The 19253-nt window shown below is 40.9% G+C and carries 15 protein-coding genes; 7 read left to right on the top strand and 8 right to left on the bottom strand.

The window, feature by feature from the left end; genetic code table 11:
- Positions 1 to 1212, top strand: coding sequence for an aminoacyltransferase (locus HMPREF2686_RS00145; protein ID WP_070448763.1), 1212 nt, complete (start codon positions 1 to 3; stop codon positions 1210 to 1212).
- A gap of 5 nt (positions 1213 to 1217) precedes the next feature.
- Entirely contained in the window at positions 1218 to 2453 is a 1236-nt protein-coding gene (locus tag HMPREF2686_RS00140) for an aminoacyltransferase (RefSeq protein ID WP_070448761.1), read from the top strand.
- A 75-nt stretch (positions 2454 to 2528) separates the two neighbouring features.
- Here HMPREF2686_RS00140 and tpiA read toward each other — a convergent pair whose 3' ends face one another.
- The 4 genes from tpiA to ftsW all read right to left on the bottom strand — a co-directional run bounded on the left by tpiA (position 2529) and on the right by ftsW (position 9033).
- Entirely contained in the window at positions 2529 to 3287 is a 759-nt protein-coding gene (gene tpiA / locus HMPREF2686_RS00135) for a triose-phosphate isomerase (protein ID WP_003002560.1), read from the bottom strand.
- A 164-nt stretch (positions 3288 to 3451) separates the two neighbouring features.
- Positions 3452 to 4648 carry an elongation factor Tu gene (tuf, locus tag HMPREF2686_RS00130; RefSeq protein WP_003008055.1) on the bottom strand — a complete coding sequence of 399 codons (1197 nt, stop codon included), beginning with the start codon at positions 4646 to 4648 and terminating at the stop codon, positions 3452 to 3454.
- Between the two features lie 279 nt (positions 4649 to 4927).
- Entirely contained in the window at positions 4928 to 7753 is a 2826-nt protein-coding gene (gene ppc, locus HMPREF2686_RS00125) for a phosphoenolpyruvate carboxylase (RefSeq protein WP_070448794.1), read from the bottom strand.
- Between the two features lie 38 nt (positions 7754 to 7791).
- A complete protein-coding gene (gene ftsW, locus HMPREF2686_RS00120) occupies positions 7792 to 9033 on the bottom strand; it encodes a cell division peptidoglycan polymerase FtsW (protein ID WP_003008061.1) in 1242 nt (413 codons plus the stop codon).
- Positions 9034 to 9281: 248 nt separating this feature from the next.
- Between ftsW and HMPREF2686_RS00115 the strand changes: the two genes are divergently transcribed.
- The 3 genes from HMPREF2686_RS00115 to HMPREF2686_RS00105 all read left to right on the top strand — a co-directional run bounded on the left by HMPREF2686_RS00115 (position 9282) and on the right by HMPREF2686_RS00105 (position 11417).
- A complete protein-coding gene (locus HMPREF2686_RS00115) occupies positions 9282 to 10157 on the top strand; it encodes a GH25 family lysozyme (RefSeq protein ID WP_070448759.1) in 876 nt (291 codons plus the stop codon).
- Between the two features lie 140 nt (positions 10158 to 10297).
- Positions 10298 to 10771 (top strand): aminoacyl-tRNA deacylase, encoded by a 474-nt coding sequence (locus tag HMPREF2686_RS00110; RefSeq protein WP_070448757.1) that lies wholly within the window; start codon positions 10298 to 10300, stop codon positions 10769 to 10771.
- 22 nt (positions 10772 to 10793) lie between these two features.
- Entirely contained in the window at positions 10794 to 11417 is a 624-nt protein-coding gene (locus HMPREF2686_RS00105; protein ID WP_031574000.1) for a histidine phosphatase family protein, read from the top strand.
- A 36-nt stretch (positions 11418 to 11453) separates the two neighbouring features.
- Here HMPREF2686_RS00105 and lysS read toward each other — a convergent pair whose 3' ends face one another.
- The 4 genes from lysS to HMPREF2686_RS00085 all read right to left on the bottom strand — a co-directional run bounded on the left by lysS (position 11454) and on the right by HMPREF2686_RS00085 (position 16383).
- Positions 11454 to 12944, bottom strand: a complete 1491-nt coding sequence (gene lysS / locus HMPREF2686_RS00100; RefSeq protein ID WP_070448755.1) for a lysine--tRNA ligase — start codon at positions 12942 to 12944, stop codon at positions 11454 to 11456.
- Positions 12945 to 13203: 259 nt separating this feature from the next.
- Positions 13204 to 14547 (bottom strand): ABC transporter permease, encoded by a 1344-nt coding sequence (locus HMPREF2686_RS00095; RefSeq protein ID WP_070448754.1) that lies wholly within the window; start codon positions 14545 to 14547, stop codon positions 13204 to 13206.
- Positions 14547 to 15242: an ABC transporter ATP-binding protein gene (locus tag HMPREF2686_RS00090; RefSeq protein WP_003002759.1), complete on the bottom strand. Its 696-nt coding sequence runs from the start codon at positions 15240 to 15242 to the stop codon at positions 14547 to 14549. The genes HMPREF2686_RS00095 and HMPREF2686_RS00090 overlap by 1 nt, the downstream gene beginning before the upstream one ends.
- Positions 15226 to 16383 (bottom strand): efflux RND transporter periplasmic adaptor subunit, encoded by a 1158-nt coding sequence (locus HMPREF2686_RS00085; RefSeq protein ID WP_003008081.1) that lies wholly within the window; start codon positions 16381 to 16383, stop codon positions 15226 to 15228. The genes HMPREF2686_RS00090 and HMPREF2686_RS00085 overlap by 17 nt, the downstream gene beginning before the upstream one ends.
- 179 nt (positions 16384 to 16562) lie before the next feature.
- Here HMPREF2686_RS00085 and gorA point away from each other — a divergent pair, with 179 nt between their 5' ends.
- Positions 16563 to 17912 (top strand): glutathione-disulfide reductase, encoded by a 1350-nt coding sequence (gene gorA, locus HMPREF2686_RS00080; protein ID WP_070448752.1) that lies wholly within the window; start codon positions 16563 to 16565, stop codon positions 17910 to 17912.
- Between the two features lie 307 nt (positions 17913 to 18219).
- On the top strand, positions 18220 to 19253 hold a 1034-nt coding region (locus HMPREF2686_RS00075), incomplete at its 3' end, for a collagen binding domain-containing protein (protein WP_070448749.1).

The raw sequence follows: 19253 nt of genomic DNA, 5'->3' as shown, positions 1-19253 counted from the left end.
ATGTACCATTACCAGCTAGGAATTTCTGCTAGTGAGCATGATGACTTTGTTATTCAGAGTGACCAAACCAATCTCTTACAAAGCAGCTCATGGGCAAAAATCAAAGATAATTGGGGAAATGAACGGGTTGGTTTTTATCAAGAAGACCAATTAGTCGCTGTTGCAAGCATCTTGATTCAACCCCTGCCACTTGGCTTTTCCATGCTCTACATTCCTCGAGGCCCCATCATGGATTACCAAAACAAGGAGCTGGTTTCATATGTGATCCAGTCCCTTAAAAAGATAGCCAAACAATACAAGGCCTTGTTTGTGAAATTTGATCCAAGTCTTTTCTTGAGTAAACAATTGATTGGACAAGAACAGACGCAAGCTCCTGCCGTGCAAGAAGTGATCGATACCCTAACAAAAGAAGGGATTGAATGGACTGGCCGAACCAGTGATATGGCAGAAAATATCCAACCACGCTTTCAAGCGAATATCCACAAAGAGTTTTTCACCGAGCAAGATCTTTCAAAATCTACTCGACAAGCCATCCGAACTGCTCGAAACAAAGGGATCCAAGTCCAATTTGGCGGGACTGAATTATTAGAGGACTTTGCTTCTCTTATGAAAAAGACTGAGGCTCGTAAAAGCATTCATTTACGTGGAAAAGATTATTACGAAAAACTACTTACAACCTACCAAGGACAATCCTACATTACTTTATCTACTCTAGATCTCGAGAAGCGTAAAACCTCCCTTACAAAAGATCTTGAAAAAAACAAGGCAGAGGCTGAAAAATTCACTGAAAAAACAAAGCCCGGCAAAGTTGAGAACAACCAAAAAGAAAAAGAGCGCATAGAGGAAGAACTGCAATTTCTTGAGCAGCATCTCCAGGCAGGTAAAAAGGTCGTTCCTTTATCTGGTACCTTAAGCCTTGAATTCGGTGGGACGTCTGAAAATGTTTATGCAGGGATGGATGAAGAATTCCGCCGTTACCAACCTGCTATCCTCACCTGGTATGAAACTGCCCAACACGCTTTCGACCGTGGTGCTTCTTGGCAAAATATGGGAGGCATTGAAAATTCACTCGATGGTGGACTCTATCATTTTAAATCTAAGTTTAATCCTATCATTGAAGAATTTGTTGGGGAATTCAACCTTCCAACAAGTCTACTCTATCCACTTGTAAACACAGCTTACAAGATTCGGAAAAAATTAAGGAGTAAATAAGTTACATGACTCTTACGACAATTTCAAAAGAAGAATTTACCTCATTTGCAAATACCGTCCCCCATCGCTCTTTCATCCAGTCTGCAGAGATGGCAGATCTGCTTGTAGAGCGAGGAAATACCGTCCAATTTATCGCTTGGAAGGAAGATGATCAAGTCCAAGTGGCTGCGATCTTGTATAGTCTTCCCATGACAGGTGGTCTCCATATGGAAATCAATTCAGGGCCCCTCTACCAAGAGGAAGCTATGCTAGAACCCTTCTATGCAGCTTTAAAAGACTATGCGAAAGACAATGGCGCTATTGAACTCGTCATCAAGCCCTATGATACCTATCAAACCTTTGACAGTGACGGTAATCCAACCAGTGAAGAGCAAACCCATTTTATGGATACCCTTAAAAACTTGGGCTATCAGCATGATGGTTTAACAACTGGTTACCCAGGTGGAGAAGGTGATTGGCACTATGTGAAAGATATGGAGGGTATCACCGAAAAAAATCTTCTCCAGAGCTTCAGTAAAAAAGGAAAGCCACTTGTCAAAAAAGCCAAATCTTTCGGTATTGAACTGAAACGATTAAACCGCAATGAACTGCAACTCTTTAAGGATATTACCTCCTCTACTAGTGATCGTCGAGACTATCAGGACAAGACCTTGGATTATTACCAAACCTTCTATGATAGCTTTGGTGACAAGGCAGATTTCATGATCGCAACGCTGAACTTCCACCACTACTACACGAATCTTGAAAAAGACCAAGCGAAACTAGCACAGAAGATTGAAAAATTACAGAAGGATCTAGAAGTCAACCCCAACTCAGAGAAAAAACAAAATCAACTTCGTGAATTCTCTAGCCAGTTTGATACCTTTGAGGTGAGAAAGAGGGACGCAAAAGAATATATTGAAAAATATGGAGATCAAGACGTCATTCTTGCAGGTAGCCTCTTCGTCTATATGCCACAAGAATCCACCTATTTATTCAGTGGCTCTTATACAGAATTTAATAAGTTCTATGCTCCTGCTGTTCTCCAGGAATATATGATGCTTGAAACCATCAAACGTGGTATCCCAAGATATAACTTCCTTGGTATTCAAGGAATCTTTGACGGGTCAGACGGTGTTCTTCGTTTCAAACAAAACTTCAACGGCTACATCGTCCGTAAGATGGGGACCTTCCGTTATTACCCAAGTCCTCTGAAATACAAACTGATTTCTCTCGTTAAGAAACTATTAGGACGTTCCTAACTTAAAAGACCAGCTTTGTAGCTGGTCTTTTCTACTATAAAAAAGACGAGAAACCTCTCGCCTTTTTATATGTCATTATTTAACGAAGTCAAGCAATGCCAAGAAGCTTTCTGGATCAAGTGATGCACCACCTACAAGAGCTCCGTCAACGTCTGGACAAGCCATGTATTCAGCAACGTTTTCAGGTTTCACTGAACCACCGTATTGAACACGTACTTTGTCAGCCACTTCTTGACCAAAGTCAGCAGCTACAACGTCACGAACAACTTTACACATTTTTTGTGCGTCGTCTTGTGAAGCTGATTTACCAGTACCGATCGCCCAGATTGGTTCGTATGCGATAACTGTTGAAGCCACTTGTTCTGCAGTCAATCCAGCAAGAGCAGCTGAAACTTGAGCCCCTACAAATTCTGCTGCTTTACCAGCTTCGTAAGTTTCAAGGCTTTCACCACAACAGATGATTGGAAGCATACCGTTCGCAAAGATTGCTTTTGCTTTTTTGTTGATATCTTCATCAGTTTCATGGAAGTAGTCACGACGTTCTGAGTGACCGATCACAACGTAGTCAGTACCGATTTCTTTCAAAACTTGTGGGCTAGTTTCACCAGTGAAGGCACCAGCATTTTCAAAGTAAGTGTTTTGGGCAGCAACTTTAAGGTTTGAACCTTTAGCAGCAGCAAGAACAGTTGTCAAGTCAACTGCAGGAGCTGCGATACCAGCTTCAACAAGGTCAGCTGAAGGAAGTTTTGATGCTACAGCTTCAACGAATGCTTTTGCTTCTTCTGGATTTTTGTTCATTTTCCAGTTACCAGCGATAAATGGTTTACGTGACATTTCACATACCTCTTTTTTCTAATTTTATACTATCTATTTTACCATAATTTTCGTCATAATGAAAGGTTGCACAAGCTCATTTTACTTTTTACCAAAATAAAAACCCCGTCTTCACGGGGTTTTCTGTCTGTCTATATAATTGTTAATCTGGGAACTAGATCGAATTAAGCTTCGATTTCAGTAACCATACCTGAACCAACAGTACGTCCACCTTCACGGATTGAGAATGTAGTACCTTGTTCAACGGCGATTGGGTGGATCAACTCAACGTCGATAGTCACGTTATCACCAGGCATTACCATTTCAGTTCCAGCTGGAAGTTCGATAGATCCAGTTACGTCAGTTGTACGGAAGTAGAACTGTGGACGGTAGTTGTTGAAGAATGGAGTATGACGTCCACCTTCTTCTTTAGTAAGGATGTAAACTTCACCTTTGAATTTAGTGTGTGGGTTGATTGAACCTGGTTTAGCGATAACTTGTCCACGTTCGATTTCATCACGTTGGATACCACGAAGAAGCACACCAACGTTATCCCCTGCAAGACCTTCGTCAAGTTGTTTACGGAACATTTCAACACCAGTAACAACTGCTTTTTGGATTTCGTCTTTGATACCAACGATTTCGATTTCGTCGTTGACACGAACAACACCACGGTCGATACGTCCTGAAGCAACTGTACCACGTCCAGTGATTGAGAATACGTCTTCGACTGGAAGAAGCAATGGTTTGTCAGTATCACGTTCTGGTTCTGGGATGTACTCATCAACAGTATCCATCAATTCCATGATGATGTCTTCATATTTAGAGTCACCTTCAAGAGCTTTAAGAGCTGAACCTTGGATAACTGGAAGGTCATCACCTGGGAAATCGTATTCTGAAAGAAGGTCACGGATTTCCATTTCAACCAATTCAAGCAATTCTTCATCGTCAACCAAGTCAACTTTGTTCATGAAGACGATCAAGTGTTTAACACCAACCTGACGTGAAAGAAGGATGTGTTCACGTGTTTGTGGCATTGGTCCGTCAGTTGAAGCTACTACAAGGATAGCTCCGTCCATTTGAGCGGCACCAGTGATCATGTTTTTAACGTAGTCCGCGTGTCCTGGAGCGTCGATGTGAGCGTAGTGACGTTTAGCAGTTTCGTACTCAACGTGTGCAGTGTTGATGGTGATACCGCGTTCGCGTTCTTCTGGAGCAGCATCGATAGACGCATAGTCTTTAGGTTGGTTAACTGATGAAGGCAAGCGACGTGCCAAAACAGTTGTGATTGCTGCAGTTAGGGTAGTTTTACCGTGGTCAACGTGTCCGATTGTACCGATGTTAACGTGCGGTTTACTACGATCGTATTTTTCTTTTGCCATTTGAGTAAAAGCCTCCAATAAAATATATTTTATAGATAGACAGTAGGCAATACAGTCTAACTTTCCTTACTATTCTATCGAATTTTAGATAAAATTGCAAGCCTTTTACCTATATTTTCTTAATTATTCCTCTTCTTTTCTTTTATTTTATCAGCTTGCTGAAAGATCCTGATCTAGCTTTGAAAATTCTCATTTAAAATCTGCTATTTAAGCCTTTCTGTACCTTTTGCTTCTTTGGGTTCAGGGAATAAAAAAATCGGAACAGTCGTTCCGATTTTTTTAACCTGAATTACGTAATCCTGTCGCCACACCGTTGATGGTGATATGGATTAGCTTGTCTTGATCGGCTGGTAATTGGCCGGTCCGTTGACGTCGAATCAATTCTAACTGAATATAGTTCAAAACGTTAAAGTACGGCATCCGATAATCTAAACTTTCTTTCAGATAAGGGTTTTCAGCGAGCAACTCGTCTTGCTCTTCAATCATCAAGATGATGTCCTTGGTCAATTGCCATTCATGTAAGATGATCTGATAGATATTACGAACTTCTTCTTCTTCACACAATTGGGCGTACTCAAAGGCAATGTCCATGTTGGCTTTGGATAAGACCATGTCCACATTTGACAAGAGAGATTGGAAGAAAGGCCAGTTTTTATACATGTATCGAAGGGTTTCGATATTCTCAGGATCCTCATCGATAAATTCCTTAAAGCTAGAACCTACTCCGTACCAACCAGGGAACATCACCCGACTTTGTGACCATGAGAAGACCCATGGGATAGCACGCAAACCACCGATTTCTGTAATGGTCTTACGAGCAGCAGGACGTGAACCAATATTAAAGCTTGAAATTGCTTTGATCGGACTTGATTCAAAGAAGTAGTCATAGAAGTGCTCATTTCCAAAGACCAAATCACGATAGATATCGTAACTGCGATTCACGACTTTATCCATGACTTCCCCGAAACGATCAAACATAGAGAATGGACTCTTTTGTTCGGCAATCATTCGGTTAATGGTTGCAGAGACGAGCATCTCAAGGTTGTAGTAAGCAGCATCTTTATTTCCATATTTATTGCCGATTACTTCCCCTTGCTCAGTTAAGCGGATACGGTCATTAATGGATTTCAATGGTTGAGACGTGATGGCTTCATAAGTAGGACCTCCACCACGACCAACAGTACCACCACGACCATGGAAGAAGGTAATCTTCACTCCAAACTCATCTCCGATAGCGGTCAATTGTTGTTGGGCTTTAAAGAGGGTCCAGCAAGAAGACAAGTATCCACCATCTTTGTTGGAATCAGAATAACCTAACATAATCTCTTGGTAGTTGTTCTTAGAAGCAATCCAACGTTTGGCAATCGGAAGAGACAAGTAACTTCTCATGGTTTCTTCTGAGTGATCCAAATCTTCGATGGTTTCAAACAAAGGCACGATTTGCACACGAGCTTTTTCCGTATCGACTAAGCCCACTTCTTTCAACATCACAGCCAATTCCAACATATCTGACACACTGGTTGCATGAGAAATGATGTTTTGACGAATGACTTCTTCTCCTAAACGATCCTTCAATTCACGGGCCGTTTGGAAAATCGCTAATTCTTTTTCAAGCAGTTCAGATTTTTCAGCATGAGTTGCTGATAAAATACGTGGATCTTCTAAAAGTTCTTTCAAGAGAACTTGACACTTTTCATCCTCTGATAAATCAGAATAATGGTCATTAATTCCAGCTGATTTCAGCAATTCTGCCACACAGGCTTCATGCACACTCGAATCCTGGCGCATATCAATAGAGGCCAGATAGAATCCAAAAACATCGATGGCTTCTAGAAGTTCTGCAAATTCACCAGAAATCAAATACTCTGATTTGTTTTCTAACAAGGAATCTTTGATCTTTTCAAGGTCTTCTTTAAATTCTTGAGCTGATGCATAAGCTGGAGCTTCTTTCTCAGAAATTTTCTTTAGAGCCCCAGAGATACGATTGCCGATATAATCAGAAACTGGCCCTTGTTGATGAGCATTTGCTCCTAATAACCTCTCGACAGCATAACGATCTTCTCTAGTTTCCCCAACCATAGTCCATTCTTTTAAATTGACCAAGGTTTGGATCAATTTTGACTGGATATAGTGGAAAGCCCGACGGTAAGGTTCTTTTTCACGAAAGACGGATGTATCACTGGATAGGGCGGCCATTTCAGCTACTGCTTCACTTGTTTTAGAAAGACTCGTTGAAAGGGAGAAATGACGGTATAATTTTGAAATCTTTTCGATGTAATAGTTCAAAATGACTTCACTTTGAATAGTTGCTGAACGCTTCAAGGTCTCAGCTGTTACAAATGGATTCCCGTCCCGGTCTCCCCCGATCCACATACCCATTGTGATCGGACGTGGTTGTTCAAGCTCTAATCCATGCTCTTTTGCCAAGCGTTTGTATTCCAACATAAGATTTGGAACAGCTTGTAAGAAAGAGCTATTGTAATATTCCATGACGTTGGTGATCTCATTGGTAACCTTCAATTTTTTGTCACGAATCATATCCGTTTGCATCATGATTTCGATATTACAACGAAGATTGTTATACCACTTATTCTCATTCATTAAACCAGCTTTAACATCCCGGTGCTGACGAAGAAGAGCATGAATATGATTGGTTAGATCCAGCATGGTTTTTCGTTGCACTTGAGTTGGATGGGCTGTTAAAACAGGTACAATATTGAGATTTTCAAGAATTTCTTGTGCATCTTCATTTTTCGCAACTTCTTTGATGGTTGAAGAAAGTTTTCCGAGGTATTCACCATCCACGTTATTCAAATGATTGATTTCATAGGCCAAATCGACATCTTCTGAGATGTTAATCAAGAGTGGTAAAATCGCAAAATAACGTGAAATCACTGTCATTTCTTCATTTGTCAATTGTTCCACTATTTGATTCAACTCACGATAGTTCTGTGTTTTTGATAGATCCTTCAACTGCCTAATTTTATCAAAGGTTTCCGGACGAACCAAATTTTTCGTAATATCATCTAATAAATTGGTTAAAATTTCGGCTTCTTCTTTGATAATATCTTTATTTGTGAAGTTCTCTAATTTTTGTAAGACCATTTTTTCTCCTTTTTGAATAGCCATTCAACAATTCCCTTTTAATAATAAGGTTTGATTTTACCTTTTTCTTCAAAAACCATGCCTTCTTGTTCCATCTTAGCCCGTTTTTCACTAGCGTCGATATTCAAAACGAAAGCAATCGCTACGGATAAGACCCATAAGCTATTTCCCCCTTGGGATAAGAAGGGGAAGGTCACTCCTGTAGACGGAATCAAACCAGAAATTCCTCCGATGTTAATGAAGGTTTGCACTAAGATCATCCCACCGATCCCAATGGCCATCATCGAATTAAAAGGATTCTTTGCTCGAATACCGACTAAAATGATCCGAAGAATTAAAAAGAATAGGAGAGCAAGGATCAAGCTAGCTCCAACAAAACCTAATTCTTCAATCACGATCGCAAACACAAAGTCTGTGTGCGCTTCTGGTAAGTAACCTTGTTTTTCAATGGAATTTCCTAGCCCTAAGCCAAACCAACCACCGTTACTCATGGCATAGTAAGAATTAGCTAATTGGTGACCTGCGCCAGACAAGTCATTAAAGGGGTTAAAGAAGGCACTAAAACGTTTGGCCACATAACCAAAGACAGGAATTTTAGCGACACGGTCCACACCGATGATCCAAATTGAACCAAGGACAATGGTGGAGGCTCCAACAACTAAACCAAGTAAAGAGGTAAACCAACGGTAGCCCACTCCACTAGCCGTAATCATGATCAAGACCGTTAAGGCCAAGATCGTCGCATTTCCCAAGTCCGGCATAATCACAACGATTCCAATCAGAATCAAGGTCAGCCAACGCCAATCGTTTAAATTCCTTGGAATCCATTCATTATGGGTCAAGGCTTGATAATCATAATCACGGATTTCATCTTGTCGTTTCGAAAAGATCAAGGCCAGATACCAGACTAAGATCACCTTGAGGTACTCCGCTGGCTGGATACTGAAACCTCCAGGAATTGTCAACCAACCGTGAGCTCCATTGACCGTATCCGTGATAAACCTAGACAAAATCAACAAAATCACTTCAATAAAGATGACAAAAGCCAGCACTTTTTTATTTCGAAGAAACTTTAAGCTAAATTTATAAATCAAGGCGATGGTTAGGAGACTAAGGATAAAAAAGAGTCCCTGTGTCCGCACCATCCGAGTAGAACTCACTCCACTTTGAATTGCCAAGGCACTTGTTGTCGAATAAACTACAATCAAACCAATAATGGATAAAATCAAATAGGGAATGAGGATGGAATAATTTAAAAGATGTCTTTTTTCAATTTTCATAATTCACCATATTCCTAATGTTCAACCTTCATTATATCATTTTTAAGAAGCAAAACCAAGGAAAGGCCAGAAAAGATTCGGCTTCTTCTCTATTTTCCAGAAATATTCTTAATATCTTTCTTATTTTCATATATTTTTATCCTTTTTCGATGAAAAGATTCCTTTTTTTTGAAAATAATGGCTGAAATTGGGATCTTTTAAGCATTAAGTTTTGCCTTTTCGTTTTTTTTACGGTAAAATGATTCTGTATGAGAAAAAGGATAAAACCCGTTGTTCTCTTGGTCTTTTTTATCAGTTTCATTTCTTTTCTCGTTCTTTCACGAACAATTGCTGATATGCAAGCAAGAGCACAACAAGAAACAACCCAAACGATTCCGAACTCCAATACACCTAAAAAAACAACTACTGCAAGCTCTTCTTCTAAAAAAGAGGAAGACATCAATCCAGAACTGGTTGGCCGCCCGATCATTGATATCTCAGGCTGGCAATTGCCTAGTGAAATTGATTACGATGTCCTCTCCCAAAATGTGGGAGGTGTGATCATTCGTGTCCATAGTGGGGCTCAAGCAAAAAAGGAAAATGCAGCAACCTACTTAAATGGTCTGGATAAATCTTTTAAAACCCATATCCAAGAATTCCAAAAACGAAATATCCCTGTCGCAGTCTATGCTTATGTCGCTGCTAAGGATAAAAAAGAAATGGAAAAAGAAGCAGAAGAATTTTACAAGGCTGCTTCTCCTTACAAACCGACCTACTATTGGTTAGACGTTGAGGAAAAAACTATGAAGGATATGAACGCAGGTGTTGAAGCTTTCCGAGCAAAACTGCAAGCTTTGGGTGCAAAAAATATTGGACTCTATATCGGAACTTACTTCATGGAAGAACATAGTATCTCCACTGATAAATTTACGGCTCTTTGGATTCCTACTTATGGATTTGATGATGGCTACTATAATGCTGCGCCAGATACCAACACGGAATACGACTTGCATCAATATACCTCTCAAGGGCAATTAAATGGATTCTCACACTACTTGGATCTCAACCAAATTGCTCCGACGCAAGACCAAGAAGCGATTTATCGGAAGCTTTTCAAGGTACAAAAAGATAACTCTTCCTCATAGCCTTAAAACAGCAGATCAAGTGGTTTTCACTTTTTCTGCTGTTTTCTATTTTTAAGGAGAAGAGAATATCGTCGCTATTATATGTTATAATGGTCTAATGAAATCTGATTTTGTAGAGAAAAAGAGAAAAGGAGAAAGCCGTGGCAAAAAAAAATAAAGTGAAGAAAACCTTGGTCGAACAGATCTTGACTAAAGCAAAAATCGAGCACATAGGCTTACAAATCAACGCTTTAGAAGGGATCTTACCAGAAGGGATTGATCGCTCTACTATTTTCAAAACCCTAGCTCTCAAAGGAGATAAAACGGGTCCAGTGATTGGGATCATTCCTATCACGGAGCATCTTTCAGAGAAAAAATTGGCCAAATTATCGGGCAATAAGAAAGTGGCTATGATTCCTCAAAAGGATCTCGAAAAAACAACAGGTTATATTCATGGGGCCAATAATCCGGTGGGCATTCGTCAAAAGCATTCTTTCCCAATCTTTATCGATGAATCAGCCCTTCAGTTAGAAACCATGATCGTATCTGCTGGGGAAATCGGCCATAGTATTCAAATCAAACCACAACTTCTAGCAGACTTCGTACAAGCGACTTTTGCAGATATTTTAGAATAATGACAGAGAAGGAGACAAGATTGTGAAACTATATTTTATTCGACACGGACGGACAGAATGGAATGAAGAAGGACGTTTTCAGGGATCAAATGGCGATTCTCCGCTGTTACCAGCCTCTATTCATCAGCTTGAAAAATTAGGAAAGCACCTGGCTACTGTTCCTTTTGATGCAGCCTTTGCAAGTGATCTACCACGAACAGTCCATACCGCACAGATCCTCCTCGATCAATTGGAAACACCTCTAGAATTGCAAGCAACGCCTGCTCTTCGTGAATGGAATTTGGGAAAATTGGAAGGAGCTAAAATTTCTACTATTTCAGCTATCTATCCCCAACAAATGGATGCCTTTCGCCATAACCTAGCCCGCTTTCAAAATGAAATCTTTGATGCAGAATCTGTCTATGAAACGACCAAACGTACCTGTGATTTTGTAAAAAGCCTGAAAGGAAAAGAGCTCGATACCGTTCTCATCGTTGGACATGGGGCTAATTTGACAGCTTCTATTCGAACCTTGCTTGGTTATGACACAGGAGAACTTCGCAAAAATGGCGGACTAGATAATGCCAGCGTGACGATTCTGACAACAGATGATTTTGAGCACTATCACTTAGACACTTGGAACGACACCTCTTATATGGAAGACTAAAAAACACTGATCTTGCGATCAGTGTTTTCTTTTAGCTTATTTCATAGTTGGGAAGAGAAGGACGTCACGAATTGTTGTTACATTTGTCAACAACATAACGAGACGGTCAATACCAATTCCAAGTCCACCTGTTGGTGGCATACCATATTCAAGGGCTTCAACATAGTCATAGTCAATGCCTGTAGCTTCGTCATCTCCCAATTCTTTGGCACGCGCTTGTGCTTCAAAACGTTGCAATTGATCGATCGGATCATTCAATTCGGTGAAGGCATTCGCATACTCTTTGGTCATGATGAAGAGTTCGAAACGGTCAGTGAAGCGTGGATCTTCTGGATTTTTCTTAGCCAAAGGTGACACTGCTACTGGGTGACCGTAAACAAAAGTTGGTTGTGTCAAGGTTTCTTCAACGAATTCTTCGAAGAAGGCATTGATAATTTGTCCCACTTCTGTGTAGTGTTTTTCAACCGGTACATGTTTTTCGTTTGCCAGTGCTACAGCTTCTTCAAAGGTCATGTCTTGCCAGAAGTCAACACCTGTGATTTCTTTGATCGCATCAACCATGTGAACCCGTTTGAATGGTTCGTTGATTTTGATTTCTGTTCCTTGATAGTCAATTGGACCATCACCATGGACCGCTTTCGCAGCATGTTGGATAATGCCTTCTGTTAAGTCCATGATATCGTGGAAGTCAGCGTAAGCTTGGTAGACTTCGATCGAAGTAAATTCAGGGTTGTGAGTAGCATCCATTCCTTCGTTACGGAAGATCCGTCCGATTTCATAAACGCGTTCCATCCCACCAACAATCAAACGTTTCAAGTGGAGCTCAGTCGCGATACGAAGCACCATGTCAATGTTTTGTGCATTGTGATGAGTGATAAATGGTTTGGCAGCCGCACCCCCAGCTTCATTGTGAAGCACTGGTGTTTCCACTTCAAGGAATCCTTGACCATCTAAATAACGACGGATTTCAGAGATGATTTTTGAACGGGTTACAAAGCGTTCGAAGCTTTCACGGTTTGAAATCAAATCCAAATAACGTTTACGATAGATGGTTTCAACGTCTGAAAGTCCGTGGAATTTTTCAGGCAAAGGACGAAGGGCTTTTGACAAGTGAGTGATATAAGTTGCTTTAATCGAAAGTTCACCCATGTCTGTGCGCATGATTTCCCCTTCAACACCAAGGAAATCACCAAGGTCTGCTTTTTTGAAGATTTCGTAGTTTTCTTCTCCAACAGCGTCCTTACGAACGTAGATCTGAATTTGACCTTCACGGTCTTGAAGATGGGCAAAGCCAACCTTTCCTTTTCCACGTTTGGTTACGAGACGACCGGCAATAATTGCTGTTTCGTTCAATTCGTGGAGTTGTTCTTTATCTAATTCTGAATATTTTTCTTTTAATTGACCTGAATTTGCAGTGCGTTCGAATCGTTTCCCAAATGGATCGATTCCTTGTTCACGAAGGGCCGCCATTTTCTCACGACGGACAATCTGCTGGTCATTCAATTCTTCCATATGTTCAGTAGTCATTTGGAACCTCCTAAGTTATTCTCCCCTATTCTATCATATTTAGGCCAGAAATTCACTAATATTTACCAATTAAACAAAAATAAGATGGAAGAAAAAATGCAGCTTCTTGAATGAATACTCAAAAACATCGGAAGACCGTCGTTGACTGTCCAAATAGTTTGACCTGTATAAGACAAGGTTTCGACAAGCTATTCCAAAACAGCATCAAAAAGGAGCGTGGAGAATCTTAAACCATTCATCCTGACCCGCTCCTATTTTTTTATTCATAACGCAGTGCTTCGATCGGGTTTAACTTAGAAGCCTTATTCGCTGGTAAAATTCCAAAGATGATGCCTACAAAAGCAGAGAAAATAATACTGCCGATGGCGACATTTAAGGAAATAATCGGTGGTCCTTCTAGGGAAGCTGCTGCGAGTGTAGTAATCAAGCTATTCACACCATAAGCAAGGCCAAGTCCAATCAGTCCACCAATGATGGTTAAGACCATCGACTCAATCAAAAATTGAACCAGAATCTTACCCCGAGTTGCTCCCAAAGCCTTGCGAAGACCAATTTCTCTCGTCCGCTCAGTAACAGAAACCAACATGATATTCATGACTCCAATGCCACCAACTAAGAGGGAAATCCCAGCAATGGCACCAATCACTGTCGTCATAATTCCTACTACTTTATTGGTTTCCTCTAGGATGCTATCCAAATTAAAGATTTGGAATTCTCCTTGTCGAACACCTGAAAGCTCCGTTAGCTTTTGAGCAGCTTCGATCCCAACAGATTTGATTTCTTTCACATTTGGAACGTGAACGACAATGTTCTGAATCTCGTCTGTTCCAAATTCAGAAGCCAGCTGGGTATTGGCCATCAAGGCACTTCCACCTGAAGAAGCTCCATAGAGGGCTGTCCCGGCATTTGGATCCTTGAAAATACCAACGACGCGATAATTGTTGTCCCCAACAGAGACCACCTGATTCAGTGGATTCTCCGTTCCAAATAATTGTTGGGCCAATCCTTCATCAAGGAGCACCACCCGGGAGAAATTACTATAGTCTGAAGGGGTTAATTTTCGTCCAGATAAGAGCTCAACCTTTTTGACAGAAAAATAGGTTTCATTTACCCCTTGGATGTTTACCCCTTCTGCTTTTTTCTTTTGAAAAGCAATGGTTGCATTGGAGGTATTGCCAACATAGTAACCATCGATGCCTTGAATCTTGGTTAATTCCTTAACCCAAGATTCTTGCACAACTGGCGGTGCTTCTTGAACTTGACCATCAACATCTTCAGCGTTTTCCCCATCGATATCCGATGGAGCAGCCATCCCTCGGTCTTCAGCTGCAGGGCCACTTTCGCCTCCGCCTTCTCCTTCTCCAGTATCATCAGAAGGGCCAATATTGATCCCAGTCACATAGCCACTCTTGTTGGGAGAATAAGAGATTTGTACATACTCTTGGTCCTTGGTGAAGGTCTTGGTGACACCAGCTTTCATTCCATCTCCAAGAGCCATGATGACAACGACAGAAGCAACCCCAATAATGATCCCTACCATGGTCAAGAAAGACCGTAATTTATGGCTCATAATCGAGCTGATCGCAAATTTCCAATTTTGCATTAGGTCCCCCTTTCCAGCTTGCTATCTGAGGAGATCACTCCATCACGAATGACGATGCGGCGATGCGCAAAGGCTGCAATTTCTGGCTCGTGTGTAACCATGATAATGGTTTTTCCTTCTTGGTTTAGCTTGGTTAACAAGTCCATTATTTGCTCCCCCGTCTTGGTATCTAGGGCTCCAGTCGGCTCATCTGCTAAGACGATGGCTGGCTGATTGACAAGGGCTCGAGCAATCGCAACCCGCTGTTTTTGACCCCCTGAGAGTTCCGACGGCAAATGGTGCATGCGAGAATGGAGCTCCACCTTTTCAAGGTACTGCTCAGCTAATTCCTTCCGTTTAGCAGGATGAACCCCTGCATAAATGAGAGGCAGTTCTACATTTTGAAAGGCATTGAGCTTAGAGAGAAGAAAGAATTGTTGAAAGACAAAACCGATCTGTTCATTTCGAACACGTGCTAATTTTTTCTCACTGAGATTTCCAACCTCCTGACCTTCTAGGAAATACTCTCCACTGGTCGGGCGGTCCAACAAGCCAATGACGTTCATCAAGGTCGATTTCCCTGAGCCAGATGGACCCATAATGGCCACAAATTCTCCCTCTTCGACTTCTAAATCGATGTCTTTTAAGACACGAAGTTCCTGATCCCCATTTTTATAGGTTTTATTGATTCCTTTTAGCTCAATCAATTTTGTCATATTTTCCGATCTCTTTTCCATCTTCCAGTTTCTCATTAGGATTCACAATAACTTGAGCATCTTTCTTCAAGCCTGACAAGATTTCCTGGTTTTCAGCATCGGCGTTACCAAGAGTTACTTTTACTTTCTTAGCCTTGCCATTTTCGACCGTCCATACATAACTCGTATCCCCATCAGCCATGACACTTGTCACGGGAACAAGGGGATGTTGAGTAGAACTTTTGACTTCAATATTGACAGAAAAGCCTTGTTTGAGTTCTCCAATCTCACTGGTAATATCCACTGTAAATGGGTACTTGGCTCCACCGCTTCCTTGTGTTCCACCTGCTGCATTGGCACCTGCTTGACCCGCGTCAGTCGGATAGTTCGCTACATAAGAAATCTTTCCTGTCCAGGTTTTATCCGGATAAACCTTGGAAGTGAGGACCACTTCCTGACCCTCAGAGATATTGGCCAAATTGTATTCAGATAATTCCCCTTTAACTTGTAAATTCCCGTTGCTCACAATGTGAACCAGAGTTTGGTTGGTCCCTGTAGTCGATTTTGAAACATCTTTATTGACTTCGACCACGGTACCATCTGTATTACTCCTGACTGTTGTCGCATCCAGAAGAGCCTTAGCCTTGTTCATATTATCGACCGCATCTGACTTAGCATCTCGTAAATCGCTAGCTTGAGAATCGACTGTTCGTTGGGTCTGCGAAGCCGATTTGGCATCTGCTTCTTCATCTCCTGTCGTATCAATGGTCACACCATTTGTCAGTAAATCATTTAACTGACGATCTGCCTTATTGACAGCACGAACGGCTGCATCATAAGCGGTTTGGGCCTCTGTACTGCTATACTGAACAATCGGCTGACCGGCTGTTACTTGATCTCCTACATTGACCAAAATCGACTGCAAATCCCCTTTGGTTCCATCAAAATAGACATACTGCTCCTGGTTGGCAGTGACTTTCCCAGTTAACAAGACTGAAGAAGCGATCGATCCATCCTTGACCGTTTGCACCATTGGAGTTTCTTTCGTGATTGCTTGATCAGGAGTACTTGGGTGCGAAAACACCATCACACTTCCTGTTCCAATCACCGCAATAGCTGCACCTGCAGCTGCAAATAGTTGCCATTTTTTCAATTTCTTCATCGTTTTTCTCCATCAAAGAAAGCGTTTTATTCTATACCATAGTATACCATATTTCCTTACTTTTCTATCTAAAATTGACACGGCAACATGAAATTTAAATGCTTGGTAACATGCTAAACCCTTGACTTTTGTAACAGTTGATATTACAATCAAACTGAAGTCCTATTTAGGAGGAAAACATGAAAGAATTTGATATTATTTCAATCGGTGGAGGTAGTGGAGGAATCGCTACGATGAACCGGGCTGGAGAGTACGGAGCGCGCGCTGCTGTCATTGAAGAAAAACAATTGGGTGGCACCTGTGTCAACAGAGGATGTGTGCCTAAAAAGATTATGTGGTATGGTGCACAAATTGCAGAAGCAATTCGCGATTATGGACCAGACTATGGATTTACTTCTGAACAGACAAAATTTGATTTTGCAACCTTAAGAAAAAATCGCGAAGCCTATATTGACCGTTCCCGTAATTCCTATGATGGCAGTTTCAAACGCAATGGGGTTGAACGAATTGAAGGACGTGCCCGTTTTGTGGATGCTCATACGGTTGAGGTAAATGGAGAAACCATTAAGGCCAAGCATATCGTAATTGCGACCGGTGCCCATCCCTTTATTCCTTCTGTTCCTGGAGCTGAATTTGGCGAAACTTCTGATGATGTCTTTGCTTGGGAAGAACTTCCTACATCTATTGCCATTATTGGAGCTGGCTACATCGCAGTGGAACTAGCCGGTGTGCTCCATGCCCTTGGTGTTCAGACCGATCTCTTCGTTCGCGGTGATCGTCCCTTAAGAAAGTTTGATTCCTACATTGTCGATGGCTTAATGGAAGAAATGGAAAAACAAAACCTTCCGCTTCACAAACATAAGGTTCCCATGAAGCTTGAAAAATTAGAAGACGGTCGTGTGAAGATTTATTTTGAGGATATGACCAGCCACGTGGCAGATCATGTTATCTGGGCAACAGGACGAAAACCAAACGTCCAGGATCTCAATCTAGAAGCTGCAGGCGTCACCTTAAATGAAAAGGGATTCATTGAAGTAGATGAATACCAGAATACAGTTATTCCAGGAATCTATGCTCTTGGGGATGTTACAGGAGAAAAAGAATTAACCCCTGTCGCTATTAAAGCTGGACGCACTCTTTCTGAACGACTATTCAATGGAAAAGTCAATGCCAAAATGGATTATACAAACATCCCAACCGTTGTCTTTTCTCACCCTGCTATTGGAACCGTTGGCCTAACGGAGGAAGAAGCCCAGCAAACTTATGGTAAAGAGAATATCAAAGTCTATACTTCTCAATTTGCTTCCATGTACACCGCTGTTACCCAACACCGCCAGCAAGCAAAATTCAAACTCATCACTGCTGGTCCCGAAGAAAGGGTCGTTGGCCTTCATGGTCTTGGCTACGGAGTCGATGAAATGATCCAAGGATTTGCAGTTGCTATCAAGATGGGAGCGACAAAAGCCGATTTCGACGCAACCGTCGCCATTCACCCAACCGGATCCGAAGAATTTGTGACAATGAGATAAAACATAAGCTTGAAGTTGTTCCACTTTAAGCTAAAAGGACTATTTTAACAAACAATAGTCCTTTTTCATTTATCTGATTTTTATAAAATCCTTAAAATTTCATAGATAAAATATTTTTATTGTTAAAATCTTACTAATTTGTGATATAATTCACTTTGTAGATGTCTTTTTTGAAAATAGACTAGTGGGGGGTGCACTTTTATTAATGTCGTCTTAAAAGACACCTATAAAAATTTCTCAATTTTGTAAGTTTTTGGCAACAACATACAAATTGATGTAGATAATTGGAGAAAAATGGGAGAAGAAAATGAAAAAAATGAATCTAAGTAGACTTGTCAAAGTCTTCTTTATTGTATTTTTACCATTATTATTCATCGTATTATCGCAATCTGATATGGTAAAAGCTGGCGATGTCAGCAACAATATTAGCTCACTTACTGTTTCATCAGAAGAAATCACAGATGGTGGACAAACAACTGTTAAGTTTACATTTGATGAGCATGCACAAAAGATTCAACCGGGGGATACATTAAAAGTTAATTGGACTAGTTCTGGAACAGTCTTTGGGATAGGATTTAAAAAGACTATTCCATTAAGTATTGACGGAACTTACGTTGGAGACATGGTTATTACAGATGGATCTGCGACAGTTACTTTCAATGAGGCTATCAAAAACCTTCAAAACATTCGCGGTTGGGGTGAGTTTGAGATTGAGGGTCATAACGATACAGCAACCGATAAGGAGCATGTTGGAAAATTCACTATTATTAGTGGAGCTAGAAAAGTAGAATTAAACGTTAAGAAAATGGCTACTGGTGTTAACAGCGCTCCATTCTATCTCAAAGCGGGTGATATGCACGCGAATGATCCTGAACATATTCTTTGGACACTAACCATTAATGCAATGAACTTAGATGTAGATGGTGATGTTCGTGTTGAAGATGACATCCAAGGTGGTCATTCACTTGTAAAAGATAGTTTTAGTATTACTACTACAGGTAACAAACCAGGATATTACGGTGGCTCAACTGCTATCGATGATTTCTTAGCAGCCTTTCCTGGATCAACATTCACAGTTGATGCTGCAGGAAAAATTACGGTTACTATTCCTCAAAGCCAAATCGATAAAACTGGAGTTCTCATCTTCTACCAAACTAAAGTAGAGAATGAAAATCAAAAGAATTTCTTAAACAATACTAAGGTATGGTATCAAGTTAAAGGTGAGCAAGCCGTTGTTGCCAAGGAAGTCAATGCATCTGTTGCAAATATTAATGCAAACGGTGGAGTGGATGGCGATATGACATCAACTACTACAACAACCACTACGACTCAAGAGCCGAC

Source organism: Streptococcus sp. HMSC057G03 (assembly GCF_001808745.1).
GTDB classification, from domain to species: domain Bacteria; phylum Bacillota; class Bacilli; order Lactobacillales; family Streptococcaceae; genus Streptococcus; species Streptococcus parasanguinis_Z.
The sequence above is the reverse complement of the archived record's forward strand: the minus strand, read 5'-3'. Positions and strand labels throughout refer to the sequence as shown.

Coding starts and splice junctions, on each gene's coding strand:
- HMPREF2686_RS00090 (WP_003002759.1), bottom strand. CDS start 15,242: ATGACAAAATTGATTGAGCTAAAAGGAATCAATAAAACCTATAAAAAT.
- HMPREF2686_RS00115 (WP_070448759.1), top strand. CDS start 9,282: ATGAGAAAAAGGATAAAACCCGTTGTTCTCTTGGTCTTTTTTATCAGT.
- HMPREF2686_RS00140 (WP_070448761.1), top strand. CDS start 1,218: ATGACTCTTACGACAATTTCAAAAGAAGAATTTACCTCATTTGCAAAT.
- HMPREF2686_RS00145 (WP_070448763.1), top strand. CDS start 1: ATGTACCATTACCAGCTAGGAATTTCTGCTAGTGAGCATGATGACTTT.
- tuf (WP_003008055.1), bottom strand. CDS start 4,648: ATGGCAAAAGAAAAATACGATCGTAGTAAACCGCACGTTAACATCGGT.
- HMPREF2686_RS00085 (WP_003008081.1), bottom strand. CDS start 16,383: ATGAAGAAATTGAAAAAATGGCAACTATTTGCAGCTGCAGGTGCAGCT.
- lysS (WP_070448755.1), bottom strand. CDS start 12,944: ATGACTACTGAACATATGGAAGAATTGAATGACCAGCAGATTGTCCGT.
- ppc (WP_070448794.1), bottom strand. CDS start 7,753: ATGGTCTTACAAAAATTAGAGAACTTCACAAATAAAGATATTATCAAA.
- HMPREF2686_RS00095 (WP_070448754.1), bottom strand. CDS start 14,547: ATGCAAAATTGGAAATTTGCGATCAGCTCGATTATGAGCCATAAATTA.
- ftsW (WP_003008061.1), bottom strand. CDS start 9,033: ATGAAAATTGAAAAAAGACATCTTTTAAATTATTCCATCCTCATTCCC.
- gorA (WP_070448752.1), top strand. CDS start 16,563: ATGAAAGAATTTGATATTATTTCAATCGGTGGAGGTAGTGGAGGAATC.
- tpiA (WP_003002560.1), bottom strand. CDS start 3,287: ATGTCACGTAAACCATTTATCGCTGGTAACTGGAAAATGAACAAAAAT.